Origin of the sequence: Streptomyces qaidamensis, assembly GCF_001611795.1 — a bacterium.
Lineage (GTDB): Bacteria > Actinomycetota > Actinomycetes > Streptomycetales > Streptomycetaceae > Streptomyces > Streptomyces qaidamensis.
Window position 1 is genome coordinate 8,157,160 of the sequence record NZ_CP015098.1, and the last position, 13,780, is coordinate 8,170,939.

Here is a 13,780-nt window from a genome sequence, read left to right on the forward strand (position 1 = left end):
TGCCGTGCTTCACCTGAACTCATCGAATTACTAACACCTTTACCCTTCCGGACCGGAACTCCCCGGAATGCCTCGAACACTGTTCGTCATATGTTCGAAGGGCATGCGGAGGGGTATCAATTCGGCACGTGCCGCAGGCAGTGACCGGGAACGGATGGTCAATTTCCGTTTCGGGTCGCTCCATTGGCGGGCGATCAGTAGCCTCTGCTCGAACACCGGATCGCCTACGCCTTGGAGAGATAGATGGAGCGTCCCGCCTGGGCCCCACGGAGCATCGACATATCGGTGCCCAGCGTCTCCCGGATGTACGACTACTACCTGGGCGGATCGCACAACTTCGAGGTCGACCGGGAAGCGGCCCGCAAGGCCATGGAGTTCATGCCGGGGCTCCCCAAGATCATGCAGGCGAACCGCGCGTTCATGCGCCGCGCCGTGCGCTACGCCGCCGGCCAGGGCGTCACCCAGTTCCTGGACATCGGCTCCGGCATCCCCACCTTCGGCAATGTGCACGAGGTGGCGCAGGCCGCCCGCCCCGGCGCGCGCGTGGTGTACGTCGACCACGACCCGGTGGCCGTGGCGCACAGCCAGGCGGTCCTGGAGGCCAACGACGACGCGGGCGTCGTCGCCGCGGACCTGCGCAAGCCCCAGGAGATCCTGCGCAGCCCCGAGGTGGAGCGGCTGATCGACCTGAATCAGCCAGTGGCGCTGCTCCTCGTTGCCATACTGCACTTCGTGGAAGACGAGGACGACCCGTACGGGGCCGTGGCGGAACTGCGCGAGGCGCTCGCGCCCGGCAGCCTGCTCGTGCTCACCCACGCTTCCTACGAGGGGATCCCGCTGCCGCCGGAGCGGGCCGGGGGTGCGGTGGACGTGTACGGGGACATCCGCAACCCGCTGATCATGCGCTCGCGCGAGGAGATCGCGCGGTTCTTCGAGGGGTACGACATGGTGGAACCCGGACTGGTGGCGATGCCGCGCTGGCGCCCCGACACCGCACCGGAGGACGAGGATCCGTACGCGTTCTCCGGGTTCGCGGGCGTGGGGCGTACGGCGTGACCGCGGAACCGGACGGGCCGGAGGACAGACTGCGCAGATTCGCGACGATCTGGAGCCGGGCCGTCTTCCCGGTGACCTCGACGTCGTCGACCCGCACCGAGTTCGAGGCGCACCTGCTGCCCCTGGCCCGGCGGCTGAGCGAGGCCCTGCTGGCCCGGGCCTTCGACTCCGACGCGGGCAGGGCGGTCGGCGCCGCCCTCGTGGACGCGCACTGCACCGACCCGGAGGCGCTCAGCCGCACCCTGGACTGCGTCGACGCCTATCTGGTCCTGTACTGCGGCGGCGACGGCGACCAGGAGGACCTGCGGGCCCGGTGCGCGCGGCTCCAGCACGCGATGGCCGCCGGCTTCGCCCGGGCGCTGCGCGAGCGGACCCTGGCCGAGCAGGAGGCCATCGCACAGGCCGCCCTCCAGGCGCAGGGCGTGGTGGCCCAGGCCCTGCACGCCAGTGAGGCGCGCTTCCGCGCCGTCTTCGAGGGCGCGGCCATAGGCATCGGCATGGCCGACCTCGACGGCAACATACTGCAGGTCAACGGTGCGCTGCTGCGCATGTTCGGGGTCTCGGACCAGACGCTGCGCAGCCGCAACGTCCGCGAGTGGACCCACCCCGACGACGCCCCGCAGACCTGGCGGCTCTACGACGAACTCGTGCGGGGCGACCGCGAGCACTACCACCTGGAGAAGGCGTTCTACCGGCCCGACGGAACCGTCCTGTGGACCAACCTGACGGTCTCCCTGCTGCGGGACGCGGACGGCGAGCCCCAGTACCAGCTGGCCCTGATGGAGGACACCACCGAGCGGCGGCTGCTCAACCTGCGGCTGCGCTACGAGGCCACGCACGACGCGCTGACCGGTCTGCCGAACCGCACGTTCTTCTTCGAGCGCCTGGAGAAGGCACTGAGCGCCGGAGAAGGCCAGCGGTTCGGGCTGTGCTACCTGGACCTCGACGGTTTCAAGACCATCAACGACAGCCTCGGCCACGCTGCCGGCGACCGGCTGCTGGTGGAGGTCGCCGACCGGCTGCAGTCCTGCGCCACGGCGCCCGGCGAGATGGTCGCCCGGCTGGGCGGCGACGAGTTCGTGGCGCTGACCACCGGGCCCGACACCCAGGGCGACGTCGACGAGCTCGCCGGGCGCATCATGAACGCGCTGCTCGCGCCGATCAGCGTCGACGGCCGGGAGCTGACCGTGCGCGGCAGCATCGGCATCGTCGAGGGCCCTGCCGGGGAACGCAGCCCGGCGGAGGTGCTGCGCAGCGCGGACATCACCATGTACCGGGCCAAGTCGGCGGGCGGCAACCGCTTCGAGCTCGCCGACCCGGAGGCGGACGCCCGGGCCATCACCCGGCACGGGCTGACCACGGCGCTGCCGACGGCGCTGGAGCGCGGCGAGTTCTTCATCGAGTACCAGCCGCTGGTCCACCTCGGTGACGGCAGCGTCCGGGGTGCCGAGGCCCTGGTGCGCTGGCTGCATCCGCAGCACGGCGTGCTCGGGCCGGACCGGTTCATCCCGCTCGCGGAGCACACGGGCCTGATCGTGCCGCTGGGCCGGTGGGTGTTGGAGCAGTCGGTGCGCCAGGCCCGCGAGTGGAGGGAACTGCACGGCGGCCCCGAGGAGATGGGGCCGCTGCGGATCAACGTCAACCTGTCGCCGTGCCAGCTGACGCATCCCGGTCTGGTCCAGGACACGGTCGACATCCTGGAGCGCACGGGCGTCGAGCCGGACGCGCTGTGCCTGGAGGTCACGGAGTCGGCGCTGATCGGCGCGGACGACGATCTGCTGAAGCCGCTGCGGCGGCTGGCGGAGATGGGCGTCGACATCGCCCTGGACGACTTCGGGACGGGCTACTCCAACCTCGCCAACCTGCGCCGGCTGCCGGTCAGCATCCTGAAGCTGGACCGGTCCTTCACCCAGAGCATGCAGCAGTTCCCGGCCGACCCCGTCGACCTCAAGATCGTCGAGGGCATCGTCTCCCTGGCCCACAGCCTGGACCTGGCGGTGACGGTGGAGGGCGTGGAGACGGGCGCCCAGGCCGAACAGCTGCGCGTACTCGGCTGCGACACGGCTCAGGGCTGGTACTACGCCCGCCCGGGCCCCCCGGAGAGGCTGCACGAACTGGCCTTGGTCGACGCAACGGGCTAGGGGGAAGGCCTTCAGGGTCGCGGGAAACCGCGCTTTCGGGGGCGCGGGGTGCCGCGCATTTGGAGGCGCGGGAAACCGTGCATTTGGGGCGTGGGGACTGCGCATTTGGGGGGCGCGGGCAACTGCGCGAACAACCACGACGACCCCCCCGCACGGCGCTCGGCACCAACGGCGCTCAAGGAACCGGCCATCTCACCGCTCGAGCAACATTCGCTGCAACTCCCGAGCGGCCCGAGGCGGAGCCACATCACTGCGGTGCGCCAGCGCGATCGTGCGATGCAGTCCGGGCCGGGCCAGTGGGGTGACCCGCAGCCCGCGCCCGGATTTCGCCGCCACCATCCGAGGCACCACGGCCACCCCCAGCCCGGCCCGCACGAAACCGAGCACCGCGTCCATCTCCCCGCCCTCCATGGCGAAGTCGGGTTCGAAGCCCTCGGCGCGGCAGGCGGCCACGGTCAGCTCCCGCAGGTCGTACCCGTGCCGGAACATCACCAGCCGCTCACCCTCCAGGTCGGAGATCCGCACCGTGCGCTTCCCCTGGCCGGGGCGCGGCGCGTCCGGGGACGAGACCACGACCAGATCCTCCCGCAGCAGCTCGACCGTGGTCAGCGCCGGCGCCGGCGTCGGCAGCGGCAGCACGACGAGGGCCAGATCGAGCGCGCCTCGTGCCAGCTCCCGCACGAGGTCGTGCGAGCCGCCCTCCTCGATCAGCAGGCGGATCCCCGGGTAGCGGTCGTGGAAGGCCCGCAGCACATCCGGCAGCAGACCGGTGCACACACTCGGCGTCGCGCCCAGCCGCACCCGGCCGCTGCGCAACTGCGCCAGTTCCTGCACCTCGTGCCGCGCCGTGTCCGCGTCGGCCAGGATGCGCCGGGCCAGCGGGAGGAGAGCCTCCCCGGCGTCCGTGAGCGTGATGTTGCCGCGGGCGCGCAGGAAGAGGTCCGCACCCAACTCCCGCTCCAGCGCCTTGATCTGCTGCGACAGCGACGGCTGCGCGACATGGACCAGATCGGCGGCCCGGGTGAAGTGCCGGGTCTCGGCGACGGCCACGAAGTACTGGAGCTGCTGGAACTGCATACTCCTACGATAGCCCCAGCCTATGGACTCAAGCCGGACCATGTCTTGGACCGATCGGCCGTGCGTCCGTAGCGTGCTGCGCATGGCTCTGGCAACGCGGACGGACCGACGGCCGTCCCTCGCACGCACCGTGTGGGACTCCACCGTCGGCAAGAAGACCGTGATGGCGGTCAGTGGTCTGATCATGCTGCTGTACCTGGTCGTCCACATGATCGGAAACCTGAAGATCTTCTTCGGGGCGGGAGAGTTCAACCACTACGCGCACTGGCTGCGCACGGTCGGCGAGCCGTTCATGCACTACGAGTGGACGCTCTGGCTCGTCCGGATCGTGCTGGTCGTCGCCGTCGTCGCGCACGCCACCTCGGCGTACCAGCTCAGCCGGCGCGACATCAGGGCACGGCCGAGCAAGTACGTGCACAAGAAGGCACGGGCCTCCTATGCCACGCGCACCATGCGGTGGGGCGGCGTCATCCTCGGCCTGTTCATCGTCTGGCACATCCTCGACCTGACGACCGGCACCGTGCACTCCGGCGGCTTCCAGGAGGGCCGTCCGTACCAGAACGTCGTGGACACCTTCTCCACCTGGTACGGCAACGTCATCTACATCGTCGCGATGCTCGCCCTCGGCCTGCACATCCGGCACGGCTTCTGGAGTGCGGCCCAGACCCTCGGCGTGGGCAGCCGCACCCGCGACCGCGTCCTGAAGACCGCCGCAGGCGTCCTCGCGCTGCTGCTCACGGCCGGCTTCATCGCCGTACCCGTGGGCGTCATGACCGGAGTGGTGAGCTGAACATGACTTCCTACGCCGACTACACGACCGGGGAACCGGTCTCCGACACCAAGGCCCCCGCCGGGCCGATCAACGAGCGCTGGGACAAGCGCCGCTTCGAGGCCAAGCTGGTCAACCCCGCCAACCGGCGCAAGCACACCGTGATAGTCGTCGGCACCGGCCTCGCCGGCGGCTCCGCCGGGGCCACCCTCGCCGAACAGGGCTACCACGTCGTCCAGTTCTGCTACCAGGACTCGCCCCGCCGCGCCCACTCCATCGCCGCGCAGGGCGGCATCAACGCCGCGAAGAACTACCGCAACGACGGCGACTCCGTCCACCGCCTGTTCTACGACACGGTCAAGGGCGGCGACTTCCGGGCCCGCGAGTCCAACGTGCACCGGCTCGCGCAGATCTCCGTCGAGATCATCGACCAGTGCGTGGCCCAGGGCGTGCCCTTCGCCCGCGAGTACGGCGGCCTGCTCGACACCCGGTCGTTCGGCGGCGTGCAGGTGTCGCGCACGTTCTACGCCCGCGGCCAGACGGGTCAGCAGCTCCTCCTCGGCGCCTACCAGGCCCTCAGCCGGCAGATCGCGGCCGGGAACATCGAGATGCACCCGCGCACCGAGATGCTCGACCTGATCGTCGTCGACGGGCGGGCGCGCGGCATCGTCGCCCGGGACCTGGTCACGGGGAAGATCGACACGTACTTCGCGGACGCCGTCGTCCTCGCCTCCGGCGGCTACGGCAACGTCTTCTACCTGTCGACGAACGCCATGAACTCCAACGCCACCGCCATCTGGCGGGCCCACCGGCGCGGCGCCCTGTTCGCCAACCCCTGCTTCACCCAGATCCACCCCACCTGCATCCCGCGCACCGGCGACCACCAGTCCAAGCTGACGCTGATGAGCGAGTCGCTGCGCAACGACGGGCGCATCTGGGTGCCGAAGGCCAAGGGCGACCAGCGGCCCGCGAACGACATCCCCGAGGACGAGCGCGACTACTACCTGGAGCGCATCTACCCCTCCTTCGGCAACCTCGTCCCGCGGGACATCGCCTCGCGCGCCGCGAAGAACGTGTGTGACGAGGGCAGGGGAGTGGGCCCCGGCGGCCAGGGCGTCTACCTCGACTTCGCCGACGCCATCGCCCGCATGGGACGGGGGGCGGTCCAGGCCAAGTACGGCAACCTCTTCGACATGTACCAGCGGATCACCGACGAGGATCCGTACGAGGTACCGATGCGGATCTACCCGGCCGTGCACTACACGATGGGCGGCCTGTGGGTCGACTACGACCTCCAGACCACCGTCCCCGGGCTGTTCGCGATCGGCGAGGCCAACTTCTCCGACCACGGAGCCAACCGCCTCGGCGCCTCCGCGCTGATGCAGGGACTCGCGGACGGCTACTTCGTCCTTCCCTCGACCATCAACGACTACCTGGCCCGCCACCCGCACCACGACACGGTGACCGACGAACACCCCGACGTCCAGGAGGTGCTGGCCGGCACACAGGACCGCCTCCACCTGCTGCTGTCCGCCGGCGGCGACCGCACCCCCGACTCCTTCCACCGCGAGGTCGGCGAACTCATGTGGGAGTTCTGCGGCATGGCCCGCACCGACGCGGGACTGCGCAAGGCGCTGGAGCGCATCCCGCAGATCCGCGAGGAGTTCTGGCGGCGCATCAAGGTGCCCGGCACCGGCGAGGAGTTCAACCAGTCGCTGGAGAAGGCCAACCGCATCGTCGACTACCTGGAGCTCGCCGAGCTGATGTGCCTCGACGCGCTGCACCGCGAGGAGTCCTGCGGCGGCCACTTCCGCGAGGAGTCCCAGACGCCCGACGGCGAGGCCGCCCGCGAGGACGAGCAGTTCGCCTACGCCGCCGCCTGGGAGTTCACCGGCACGGGCGAAGCTCCGGTGCTGCACAAGGAAGACCTGGTCTTCGAGTACGTCCACCCCACCCAGCGGAGCTACGCATGAAGCTCACCCTGCGCGTCTGGCGGCAGCGGAACGCCGACGCCGACGGCACGATGTCCACGTACGAGGTGGACGGGATCTCGCCCGACATGTCGTTCCTGGAGATGCTCGACACGCTCAACGAGGAACTCATCGTCAAGGGCGACGACCCGGTCGCCTTCGACCACGACTGCCGGGAGGGCATCTGCGGCGCGTGCTCGCTCGTCATCAACGGCGACGCGCACGGCCCCGAGCGGACGACGACCTGCCAGCTGCACATGCGGTCGTTCCAGGACGGCGACACGATCGACGTCGAGCCGTGGCGGGCGTCGGCCTTCCCGGTGATCAAGGACCTCGTCGTGGACCGGTCGGCCTTCGACCGGATCATCCAGGCCGGCGGGTACATCACCGCGCCGACGGGTGCGGCTCCCGAGGCGCACGCCACGCCGGTGCCGAAGCCGGACGCCGACTTCGCCTTCGAGCACGCCGAGTGCATCGGGTGCGGGGCGTGCGTGGCGGCCTGCCCGAACGGGGCGGCGATGCTGTTCACCTCGGCGAAGATCAACCACCTCAACGTGCTGCCGCAGGGGGCGCCCGAGCGCGAGACGCGGGTGCTGGACATGGTGGAGCAGATGGACGAGGAGGGGTTCGGCGGGTGCACGCTCGCGGGCGAGTGCGCCACCGCGTGCCCGAAGGGCATCCCGCTGATGTCCATCACGAGCATGAACAAGGAGTGGCTGCGCGCTGCGCGGAAGGCTAAGCGGTAGCGCAGCGCCGTTGCCGGGACGGTCGTTCGGCGGCTGCGGGTGGGTTGTGGCTGGTCGCGCAGTTTCCCGCGCCCCTGGGGTGCAGTGAACGTTCGCCGGTAGGTGCGGACGGGCGGGGCCGGGAGTGGTGCTCTCCGGCCCCGTCTCGCGTCTGTTCGTCACGGGCCGGGATCGGCCAGGAGGGGACCCAGTGGGCCGAGATCCAGGTTGAGGTCGCTGCGCCGCAGCCCGTGCTGGGCGCACAGCTCGTCCATGCGCTCGTCCAGCAGCATCAGCGCGGTGCCGAGCCGGTCCTCCTGCTCGGCGCTGAGCGTCCCCTCGTCGAAACGGCGCACCGCCTGGCGCTCCATGAGCTGCCGCAGGAGCTCCACCACGGTCAGTACCAGGGCCGCCAGGTCGTTCGTGACGCGCTCGGGATCGAGATCCAGCGTGTGGGTGCGCGGCGCGGTCACAGCGGCCCGCTGTCCGGCCAGGGCGCGGGGACCCGGTCGCTGACCGACGCCAGCAGGGCGTGCAGGGAGATCCGCACCAACGGCACGTCGGCGATGGCGAGCACCAGGTCGCCGCTGACCACCACGCCGGTCGCCAGCACCCGGTCGAGCAGGTCCACGAGCGGCACCCCGATGGGCGCGTACGGCTCCGGGCCGTCCCAGGGCACCGCCGTGCGGTCGGTCCCGCCGGCGACGGGTACCGTCATGCGCCGACCTCCTCGTGCGCGTCGCGCCCCGTCTCGTCCGAGCGGGCGAAGGAGTACGGGATCCAGGGCCCCGACATGGTGACCTCCACGGCCGACCGGTGGGCTTCGCGGGCCAGTTCGCCGACGGCCCGGGCGAACTCGGCGCGCCGTGCGTCGTCGACCAGATACGCCGCGTTGAGCAGCTGCGGGACGCTCCTGCCGGTCAACTGCTCGTTCTGCGGCCGGTGCCGTGTCGCAGCGACGGCGTATCGCCGCAGCTCCCGGTAGACGGCGTGGGCCTGCGCCAGGGCCCGCTCGCGCTCCTCGCGCTCGGTGCGCCGCCGCTCGCTCACCCGGCGCAGGTAGGACCGCCCGTCGGCGGGCCCGTCCCCGGCGGCGCCGGACGCCCGCGCGATTCCTGGGCCGTGCACCTTCACGGACCACTCGGTGCGGTGGCGCAGCCGGTCCAGCAGGCTGCGCAGGGACGCGGCCCGGGCGGTGACGGACCGCACCGCGTTCTGGTCGTCCAGGTACAGCGTCGCCAGCGGCAGGGGAACGACGGGGCCCGCGCTCGCGGCCGTCTCCACGCCCCGGTGATGGGCGCGGGCGCAGCGCTCCAACTCGTACGGCCGGTTCAGCCGCTCCGCGAGCGCCCGCTCGCCGAAGGTCGCCGCGGGAACGTCCTGCACGATCAGGTGCAGCGGACCCGCGGCCAGGACGCGCAGCGGACCGCCGCCGTCATGGCCCGGTGTCATCGACACCGCCTCGTGCGGCGGAGGCGTGTCCGTCACGGCGAACACGCAGGTGACGGTGGGGTGCGGCCTGTCCGGCCCGGTCGCGGACACCCGGTCGGCCGGCAGCGTGCTCATCGGGTCACCTCGGAGGTGTCGGCGTCGGCGTCCTCCAGGGCCGCGAGACGCGCGCGCAGACGCGCATTCTCCTCGGTGAGCGCGTCACGCGCGGCGCGTGAGGACAGCGCCGGGTCCGTCTCCCACCAGTCGATGCCCGCCTTCTTGGCGGTCTCGACCGAGGCGATGAACAGGCGCAGCCGGATGGTGAGCAGTTCGATGTCGAGCAGGTCGATCTTGATGTCGCCCGCGATGACGATGCCCTTGTCCAGGACGCGTTCGAGCAGGTCCGCGAGGCTTCCGGAGGGGGGCCCGGCCGGCTGTACTCCGGGGCCCGCGGGCCAGGTGCCGAGGTCGGTCACGAAGCGCCCCCGCGATGTCCTGTGTACCGGACCGGACTGTCGAGGCGGGCGAGCAACCGCTCCTCCTCTGCCTCGAAGGCCGCCTCGTCGATGGTGCCCTCCTGCAAGGCCCGGTTGAGCGCCGCCAGGCGCGCCTGCACCGCACGCGGATCGCCGGCCTGGCGTTCGGCCTCCTGCAGCAGGTGGTCGGCGACCCAGAGCGTGCCGCGCACCGGGGCGAGCGGCAGCAGCAAGAGCTCGGTCACGAGTCCCACCGGATCACCGGCCTGCCGTGGCGGACGGCGCGTCGACGAAGCTGTAGCACGGCAGCGGACCGGTCACACTGAGCGCCAGCCGGTCCCCGACCTCGCGCGCCTGCGCGGCCACCGCCTGCCGGAAGCGCTGTTCGTCGGCGGAACGCACCAGGAACGACGTGCTCAGCACCTGCTCGTCGTCGACCGGACCCGGCGCCGTGCGCACGGCGAGTGGAGCCAGGCGGGCGAGCACCTCCCGTGCCGCACCCCGGGCCTCGCGCGTGACACCCTTGGCGAGCGCCTCGCCCAGCCGCACGTTCGCCTCGTAGCCGGGGCGGTGCCGGGTCTGGCGGGCGAGCGCGCGCAGGGCGTCGTCCCGGCGTACGAGGTCGGCGAAGTACCCGTGCACGACGGCACCCTTCACGTTCATCTCGACGCAGCCCCGTACCACGTCGAGCTGTGCCGCCAAGCGCACTCGGTCGGTGCGCAGTTGCCCGCGCAGCGACTCCGCGTCGGGAGTCAGGACGGCGAACCGCATGGGCAGGACGGGGCCCTGTGCGGCGAGTTCGCCCAGCACCGCCTGATGGGCCATCAGGTCGCGTCGCCGCGCCCGGACGGACTCCGGGGCGTCCGAGACGGCCGCGCAGAGCCCGTCCTCGGTCAGCAGCCGCACCGCCGCGCCGTCCACCCCGGGCGCCCGCGGGGTCCTAACGCCCTCGGGGGCGATGCCGTACACGTACAGGGTGCCGAGCGTGCCGGCGGTGGTGAGGGCTGTGGTGGCCGTCACGGTCGTTCCTCCTCGGCCTTGCGGCGCCGGGGCCGCGGGCTGTCGTCGTCACTGCGGCGCTTGCGGGCCGGCCGCGTGGCGCGCTCGGTGCGGGCTTCGGCCGCGTCGTCGTCCACGTCTTCCTCGGTGTCGTCCTCCGGGGTGAGGAAGTCGCGCACCTTGTCGGTCAGGGAACCGGCGGCACGCTTGGCCCCCGCCTTGCCGACGGCCTTGGAGACCGGCCCGCCGAACAGCTCGGGCACGGTCTTGGAGCGGGGGTCGTTCTCGAGGTCCAGGCGGTTGCACGCCTCCGCGAAGCGCAGGTAGGTGTCCACGCTGGCGACCACGATGCGTGCGTCGATCTTGATGATCTCGATCCCGACCAGCGACACGCGCACGAAGACGTCGATCACCATGCCGCGGTCGAGAATCAGCTCCAGCACGTCGTAGAGCGTTCCGGCGCGCGGCGAACAGACGATCTCATCGCTGTAGACGGTCATGCGGCGGTCCTTCCGGTCAGCGGGTGCGGCGGTCCGGTCACTGGTCCTGGGCGCCGCGCCGGAAGCGCGCGATCCGGCGGTACCGCACCAGTTCGCCCGACGAGTCCAGTTCCACCTGATACGTCGCGAGCAGGCTGGTGGTGTCGGGGATGCGGGCCAGTTCGAGCACGTCGACGTCGACGACCCAGCCGTCGTCCTCGCCCGGGCACACCGCGGACACCCCTTCGAGGCGGTGGCTGATCAGCTCCGTCAGCGCCTCCGCTGCGCGCCGCGCGGCCTCACCGGCACCACGTACGGTGCGCCGGCGCTTGGTGGACGGGGCCGAGCCACCGCGTCGCCCGCCGGCTCCGGGTTCTGTCATGCAGCCCACTCTCGCCGCAGGAGCCGGTGTACGCGTGCCCAGCTAGGCCATCCGGGCCGCGCCGGCGGGCGCGAGCCGTTCAGCAACCTCACACCCGTTCTCTCTGCACATGACACGCGCAGGTCAGTCGGCATCGGAAGAACAGAGGCGCAGGACCGCACGACACCGCTCAGCGCCCCGCCCCGCCTCGCCGAACCGGCCCGTGACCAGGAGAGAGCCATGACCGGCGTACTGACCGTCGACCGCCCCGCACAGCCCACGGCCCCCACCCGCTACACCGTCGCCCTCGCCCGCAACGAGGAGGACGTGCGTGCCGCCCAGCGGCTGCGGCACGACGTCTTCGCCGGGGAGCTGGGCGCCCTGCTGGCCGGCCCGCAGCCCGGCCTCGACGTCGACGCGTTCGACGCGTACTGCGACCACCTGCTCGTCCGGGAGGAGATAACCGGCCAGGTCGTCGGCACCTACCGGCTGCTGCCGCCCGAGCGCGCCGCGGTCGCGGGGCGGCTGTACTCCGAGGGCGAGTTCGACCTGGCCGCGCTCGACGGGATCCGGCCGCAGCTCGTCGAGGTCGGCCGCTCCTGTGTGCACCCCGACCACCGCGACGGGGCCGTCATCAGCCTCATCTGGGCCGGCATCGCCCGCTACATGGTCGACCGCGGCCACGAGTGGCTCGCCGGCTGCTGCTCCGTCCCGCTCGCCGACGGCGGCACCCTCGCGTCCGCCACCTGGGACCGGGTGCGCGACAAGCACCTCTCGCCGGAGGAGTTCCGGGTGCGGCCGCTGCTGCCGTGGACGCCGGGTCCCGCGCCCGCCGCCCGCGTCGAACTGCCCGCCCTGCTGCGCGGCTACCTCCGCCTGGGTGCCTGGGTGTGCGGCGAACCGGCCCACGACCCGGACTTCGGCGTGGCCGACCTGTACGTGCTGCTGCCGATGAACCGTGTCAACGCCCGGTACCTGCGCCACTTCCTCTCCCTCGTACCAGCCTGATGAGCGCCTGGCTGCCCGCCGCGCCCTGCACGCCGCAGGCCTGCGTCGAGGCGCCGGCGGCCGTGCGGGCACGGGCCGTGCCGCGGGCCGTGCTGCGGCTCACCGCGGTCCTTCTGCTCCTCCTCGCGGGGATCGCGCTGACGCCCTTCGGCGGCCGGATACCGGCGTCGCTGGTCCGGCGGTGGTGTCGGTGGATCGTGCGGGCCGCCGGCGTCCGGGTCCGCATCAGCGGCGCCGCCGCACCCACCGGCGGACTGCTGCTGGTCGCCAACCACATCTCCTGGCTGGACATCCCGCTGCTCGCCGCCGTACGGCCCGCCCGGATGCTGGCCAAGACCGAGGTACGGCGCTGGCCCGTCGCCGGTGCGCTGGCCGCCCGCGGGCGAACCCTGTTCATCGACCGGGACCGGCTGCGGGCCCTGCCCGGCACGGTCGCCCGGATCGCCGGGGCCCTGCGCGAGGGCGCCGCGGTCGCGGCCTTCCCGGAGGGCAGCACCTGGTGCGGCCGGGCTCAGGGCACCTTCCGCAGGGCCGTCTTCCAGGCGGCCCTGGACGCCGGGGTGCCGGTCCAGCCGGTACGGATCGGCTACCGGCTCAGCGACGGCACGGCCACCACGGCCCCCGCGTACGTCGGCGACGACACGCTGCTCGCCTCCCTGTGGCGGGTGGCGACGGCCCGCGGTCTGATCGCGGAGGTCGAGGTACGGGCCCCCGTCCCGCCGGACGCCGGCCCCGACCGCCGCGCCCTCGCCCGCGCGGCCCAGCCACCGGACACGACGGCGCCGTCCTGGACGCACACGGTGCTGGTGGCGTAGACGCGTCCCGGCCGGGCGGCGGCCCGGCATCGAACGCGGGCGTCCGGCCCCGCCGGGGAGCTCGGTCCGGCTGCGCGGCGCGCCCGGGACGATGCGGGCCACCGGAGCCGGGGCGCGGCCCGGCCGTCGAACGGGGTGTTCTCGTGGGGTTGGGGCAGTCGGTTGCGGGCCGGGACGTCGGCAGCGGCGGCTGCGGGCACGTACGGTCGCGCTTCGGCGTAGGCCGGCGTCGGCCCGGCATCGAACGCGGCGCGGCCGGGACGATGCGGGCCACCGGAGCCGGGGCGTGGCCCGGCCGTCGAAGGGGGTGTCCTCGCGGGGCCGGCGGCAGTCGGTTGCCGGGGCAGGACGTCGGCGGCGGCTGTGCGGGCGTACTGGGTATCGACGCGCACGGTGTTGGTGGCGTGGGAGTCCCGACCGGGCGATGACCCGGCAGCGAAGGCGGGCGTCCCGCCCAGCGGCGGTTCGGTCCG

The 13,780-nt window shown here is 72.2% G+C and carries 16 protein-coding genes; 7 read left to right on the plus strand and 9 right to left on the minus strand.

Going from position 1 to position 13,780, the window contains the following annotated elements:
• Positions 1 to 243: 243 nt before the first annotated feature.
• Both A4E84_RS35740 and A4E84_RS35745 read left to right on the plus strand, forming a co-directional pair.
• Complete coding sequence (locus A4E84_RS35740) at positions 244 to 1,056, plus strand: SAM-dependent methyltransferase (protein ID WP_062930521.1); 813 nt, start codon at positions 244 to 246, stop codon at positions 1,054 to 1,056.
• On the plus strand, positions 1,053 to 3,197 hold the full coding sequence (locus tag A4E84_RS35745) for a putative bifunctional diguanylate cyclase/phosphodiesterase (RefSeq protein WP_062930522.1): 2,145 nt from the start codon (positions 1,053 to 1,055) through the stop codon (positions 3,195 to 3,197). The genes A4E84_RS35740 and A4E84_RS35745 overlap by 4 nt, the downstream gene beginning before the upstream one ends.
• A gap of 192 nt (positions 3,198 to 3,389) precedes the next feature.
• Here A4E84_RS35745 and A4E84_RS35750 read toward each other — a convergent pair whose 3' ends face one another.
• Positions 3,390 to 4,274 (minus strand): LysR family transcriptional regulator, encoded by an 885-nt coding sequence (locus A4E84_RS35750; protein WP_062930523.1) that lies wholly within the window; start codon positions 4,272 to 4,274, stop codon positions 3,390 to 3,392.
• An 82-nt stretch (positions 4,275 to 4,356) separates the two neighbouring features.
• Between A4E84_RS35750 and A4E84_RS35755 the strand changes: the two genes are divergently transcribed.
• The 3 genes from A4E84_RS35755 to A4E84_RS35765 are packed head-to-tail and all read left to right on the plus strand — an operon-like array spanning position 4,357 to position 7,759.
• Complete coding sequence (locus A4E84_RS35755) at positions 4,357 to 5,064, plus strand: succinate dehydrogenase (RefSeq protein ID WP_062930524.1); 708 nt, start codon at positions 4,357 to 4,359, stop codon at positions 5,062 to 5,064.
• Between the two features lie 2 nt (positions 5,065 to 5,066).
• On the plus strand, positions 5,067 to 7,016 hold the full coding sequence (locus A4E84_RS35760; RefSeq protein ID WP_062930525.1) for a fumarate reductase/succinate dehydrogenase flavoprotein subunit: 1,950 nt from the start codon (positions 5,067 to 5,069) through the stop codon (positions 7,014 to 7,016).
• A complete protein-coding gene (locus tag A4E84_RS35765) occupies positions 7,013 to 7,759 on the plus strand; it encodes a succinate dehydrogenase/fumarate reductase iron-sulfur subunit (protein WP_062930526.1) in 747 nt (248 codons plus the stop codon). Before A4E84_RS35760 ends, A4E84_RS35765 begins: the two co-directional genes overlap by 4 nt.
• Before the next feature lie 158 nt (positions 7,760 to 7,917).
• On the opposite strand, the gene A4E84_RS35770 is transcribed toward A4E84_RS35765, so the two are convergent.
• From A4E84_RS35770 to gvpO, 8 genes are read right to left on the minus strand one after another with little or no spacing between them, the layout of a single operon-like run.
• Positions 7,918 to 8,211, minus strand: a complete 294-nt coding sequence (locus tag A4E84_RS35770) for a gas vesicle protein K (protein WP_062930527.1) — start codon at positions 8,209 to 8,211, stop codon at positions 7,918 to 7,920.
• Positions 8,208 to 8,456 carry a gas vesicle protein gene (locus tag A4E84_RS35775; RefSeq protein ID WP_174569486.1) on the minus strand — a complete coding sequence of 83 codons (249 nt, stop codon included), beginning with the start codon at positions 8,454 to 8,456 and terminating at the stop codon, positions 8,208 to 8,210. Before A4E84_RS35775 ends, A4E84_RS35770 begins: the two co-directional genes overlap by 4 nt.
• The gene (locus tag A4E84_RS35780) at positions 8,453 to 9,304 is read right to left on the minus strand and encodes a GvpL/GvpF family gas vesicle protein (RefSeq protein ID WP_062930528.1); all 852 of its coding nucleotides are present in this window, start codon (positions 9,302 to 9,304) and stop codon (positions 8,453 to 8,455) included. The genes A4E84_RS35775 and A4E84_RS35780 overlap by 4 nt, the downstream gene beginning before the upstream one ends.
• The gene (locus A4E84_RS35785) at positions 9,301 to 9,645 is read right to left on the minus strand and encodes a gas vesicle protein (RefSeq protein WP_062930529.1); all 345 of its coding nucleotides are present in this window, start codon (positions 9,643 to 9,645) and stop codon (positions 9,301 to 9,303) included. Before A4E84_RS35785 ends, A4E84_RS35780 begins: the two co-directional genes overlap by 4 nt.
• Positions 9,642 to 9,899 carry a gas vesicle protein GvpG gene (locus A4E84_RS35790; protein ID WP_062930530.1) on the minus strand — a complete coding sequence of 86 codons (258 nt, stop codon included), beginning with the start codon at positions 9,897 to 9,899 and terminating at the stop codon, positions 9,642 to 9,644. The genes A4E84_RS35785 and A4E84_RS35790 overlap by 4 nt, the downstream gene beginning before the upstream one ends.
• A gap of 4 nt (positions 9,900 to 9,903) precedes the next feature.
• Positions 9,904 to 10,665: a GvpL/GvpF family gas vesicle protein gene (locus A4E84_RS35795; RefSeq protein ID WP_062930531.1), complete on the minus strand. Its 762-nt coding sequence runs from the start codon at positions 10,663 to 10,665 to the stop codon at positions 9,904 to 9,906.
• Positions 10,662 to 11,144, minus strand: a complete 483-nt coding sequence (locus tag A4E84_RS35800; RefSeq protein WP_062930532.1) for a gas vesicle structural protein GvpA — start codon at positions 11,142 to 11,144, stop codon at positions 10,662 to 10,664. Before A4E84_RS35800 ends, A4E84_RS35795 begins: the two co-directional genes overlap by 4 nt.
• Positions 11,145 to 11,181: 37 nt before the next feature.
• Positions 11,182 to 11,505 carry a gas vesicle protein GvpO gene (gvpO, locus tag A4E84_RS35805; RefSeq protein ID WP_062930533.1) on the minus strand — a complete coding sequence of 108 codons (324 nt, stop codon included), beginning with the start codon at positions 11,503 to 11,505 and terminating at the stop codon, positions 11,182 to 11,184.
• A 219-nt stretch (positions 11,506 to 11,724) separates the two neighbouring features.
• On the opposite strand from gvpO, the gene A4E84_RS35810 reads away from it, so the two are divergent.
• Positions 11,725 to 12,492, plus strand: a complete 768-nt coding sequence (locus A4E84_RS35810) for a GNAT family N-acetyltransferase (RefSeq protein ID WP_062930534.1) — start codon at positions 11,725 to 11,727, stop codon at positions 12,490 to 12,492.
• Positions 12,492 to 13,307 (plus strand): lysophospholipid acyltransferase family protein, encoded by an 816-nt coding sequence (locus tag A4E84_RS35815; RefSeq protein WP_062930535.1) that lies wholly within the window; start codon positions 12,492 to 12,494, stop codon positions 13,305 to 13,307. The genes A4E84_RS35810 and A4E84_RS35815 overlap by 1 nt, the downstream gene beginning before the upstream one ends.
• Positions 13,308 to 13,780: the final 473 nt, after the last annotated feature.

Bases quoted from the DNA above. Each gene is read 5' to 3' on its own strand.
- A4E84_RS35775 (WP_174569486.1), bottom strand. From the start codon at position 8,456: ATGACGGTACCCGTCGCCGGCGGGACCGACCGCACGGCGGTGCCCTGG.
- A4E84_RS35755 (WP_062930524.1), top strand. From the start codon at position 4,357: ATGGCTCTGGCAACGCGGACGGACCGACGGCCGTCCCTCGCACGCACC.
- A4E84_RS35750 (WP_062930523.1), bottom strand. From the start codon at position 4,274: ATGCAGTTCCAGCAGCTCCAGTACTTCGTGGCCGTCGCCGAGACCCGG.
- A4E84_RS35780 (WP_062930528.1), bottom strand. From the start codon at position 9,304: ATGAGCACGCTGCCGGCCGACCGGGTGTCCGCGACCGGGCCGGACAGG.
- A4E84_RS35810 (WP_062930534.1), top strand. From the start codon at position 11,725: ATGACCGGCGTACTGACCGTCGACCGCCCCGCACAGCCCACGGCCCCC.
- gvpO (WP_062930533.1), bottom strand. From the start codon at position 11,505: ATGACAGAACCCGGAGCCGGCGGGCGACGCGGTGGCTCGGCCCCGTCC.
- A4E84_RS35800 (WP_062930532.1), bottom strand. From the start codon at position 11,144: ATGACCGTCTACAGCGATGAGATCGTCTGTTCGCCGCGCGCCGGAACG.
- A4E84_RS35760 (WP_062930525.1), top strand. From the start codon at position 5,067: ATGACTTCCTACGCCGACTACACGACCGGGGAACCGGTCTCCGACACC.
- A4E84_RS35740 (WP_062930521.1), top strand. From the start codon at position 244: ATGGAGCGTCCCGCCTGGGCCCCACGGAGCATCGACATATCGGTGCCC.
- A4E84_RS35815 (WP_062930535.1), top strand. From the start codon at position 12,492: ATGAGCGCCTGGCTGCCCGCCGCGCCCTGCACGCCGCAGGCCTGCGTC.
- A4E84_RS35765 (WP_062930526.1), top strand. From the start codon at position 7,013: ATGAAGCTCACCCTGCGCGTCTGGCGGCAGCGGAACGCCGACGCCGAC.